At 57.3% G+C, this 2,228-nt stretch carries 2 protein-coding genes; both read left to right on the top strand.

Annotated elements, in window-relative coordinates:
- Nucleotides 1-607, top strand: a 607-nt coding sequence (locus tag L0H65_RS18755) for a substrate binding domain-containing protein (RefSeq protein WP_301460716.1), incomplete at its 5' end; no start/stop codon positions are given.
- A 368-nt stretch (nt 608-975) separates the two neighbouring features.
- Nucleotides 976-2,228 (top strand): phosphoribosylformylglycinamidine synthase subunit PurL (gene purL, locus L0H65_RS18750; RefSeq protein WP_301460717.1); only part of this gene is annotated, 1,253 nt, incomplete at its 3' end.

The following is a 2,228-nucleotide window of genomic DNA, read 5'->3' as shown; positions in this document are numbered from 1 at the left end:
CACGCTTTGGCTGGCCCCACGCCTGCCCGCGCTTTATGCCAAATACCCCGGCCTGAAGATCGACCTGATGCTGGAAGAAAGGGTGCTGGATCTGCCGATGCGCGAAGCCGACGTTGCGATCCGGATGAAGGAGCCGAGCCAGGCCGACCTGATCCGTCGTCGGTTGATGAACATCCGGATGCGTCTTTACGCGACCCAGGACTATCTGGATGCGGCCGGCATCCCCACCAAGATGGAGGATTTCGCGCATCATCGGCTGATCTGCCAGCACTCCGGAACACCGCAGGTGGCCGCAGGTGCCTCGTTGGTGCAACAATTGATGCTGCATGACATTCCGTCGATGTTGACGGTGAACAATTACTTCGGCGTTTTGCAAGGCGTGCTCAGCCATTTGGGAATCGGGGTCTTGCCCGACTATCTAACCGAAGATTTCCCCAACCTGATCCGCGTTCTACCGGACGTTGATTCCGCCGAGGTGCCGGTTTTTCTGGCCTATCCGGAAGAATTGCGCCAATCAAAGCGCATTTCCGCCTTCCGCGATTTTGTGACCGAAGAAATTTTCAGCTATCGCAAACGCCAAAAGGAAGCGGCGGAGAACAACGGATAACCCGTTAATCAAACGAAATCAGTTTGTTGGGAAAGCTATGCCGCAGATGCATAACTGATATTCCCTGATTGCTTGGTCAAAAAACTTGCACTTCATCCAGCGGCGACCTAATTGGGTTGGTGAGGGCGGCAATGAGTTTCTCTTGCCTTCCTCACCTCCCTGTTGGACTTGGCCGAGCGGTTGCTCGGCCTTTTTTTTTGCCGCGCATATTTGAAGCACACCAAAGAATCAACGCGCGCGTCGCACGATACCCCAACGACGCACCGCATAACTGCGTCGCCCCCCTTCCACTTGATCCCGCTTTGCCCTATGGACGCGGCAACAATCGACCGATGGGAAATGCCATGACCAGCGCCGCGCCGAACCCCTTGTCCGAACCTGAGATCACGCCTGCGCTGATCGCTGCACACGGGCTGAAACCGGATGAGTATGAGCGCCTGTTGGAGATCATTGGGCGCGAACCGAGTTTCACGGAACTCGGTATATTTTCCGCGATGTGGAATGAGCATTGCTCCTATAAATCCTCGAAAAAATGGCTGCGCACCTTGCCCACCACTGGCCCGCAAGTGATCTGCGGACCGGGCGAAAACGCGGGCGTTGTGGACATCGGCGACGGGCAAGCGGTTATTTTCAAAATTGAAAGCCACAACCACCCCTCATATATCGAACCTCACCAAGGCGCTGCTACGGGCGTGGGTGGCATCCTGCGCGATGTGTTCACCATGGGCGCTCGTCCCATTGCGGCGATGAATGCACTCAGTTTCGGCCTGCCCTCTCACCCCAAAACCGCGCATTTGGTCAAAGGTGTGGTGGAAGGTGTCGGCAGCTATGGCAACGCTTTTGGCGTGCCAACCGTGGGCGGCGAAGTTCGTTTTCATGCCTCCTATAACGGCAACTGCCTTGTGAACGCTTTTGCCGCCGGTCTGGCCGATGCGGATAAAATTTTCTACTCGGTCGCCTCTGGCGTGGGCATGCCCGTGGTCTATCTCGGTGCCAAAACCGGCCGCGATGGCGTTGGTGGAGCGACGATGGCCAGCGCCGAATTTGACGACACGATTGAAGAGAAACGCCCCACCGTGCAAGTCGGCGACCCCTTCACCGAAAAGCGTCTGCTGGAGGCATGTCTGGAACTGATGGCGACGGGGGCGGTGATTTCCATTCAGGATATGGGGGCGGCTGGCCTGACCTGTTCTGCGGTGGAAATGGGCGACAAGGGCAAACTCGGCATCAAGCTGCAACTCGACGATGTGCCGCAGCGCGAAGCCGCGATGACCGCCTATGAAATGATGCTGTCGGAAAGTCAGGAACGGATGTTGATGGTCCTGAACCCGGAACTTGAGGCAGAAGCCCGCGCGGTTTTCGTGAAATGGGATCTCGACTTTGCCATTGTCGGCGAAACCATCCCCGAGGACCGATTTTTGATCCTGCACGGCAATGAGGTGAAGGCCGATTTGCCGCTGTCAAAGCTCGCCTCATCCGCGCCGGAATATGACCGCCCATGGGTGGAAACCCCGCCCGCCGCACCTTTGGGTGAGGTTCCCGCCATCGGCGCGATTGATGGGTTGCGCGCCCTGATCGGCAGCCCGAACTATGCGCATAAAGCCTGGGTCTATGAACAATA

It is taken from the genome of Pseudorhodobacter sp., from assembly GCF_030452865.1.
In the GTDB taxonomy this organism is placed as follows: Bacteria; Pseudomonadota; Alphaproteobacteria; order Rhodobacterales; family Rhodobacteraceae; genus Pseudorhodobacter.
The sequence above is the reverse complement of the archived record's forward strand: the minus strand, read 5'-3'. Positions and strand labels throughout refer to the sequence as shown.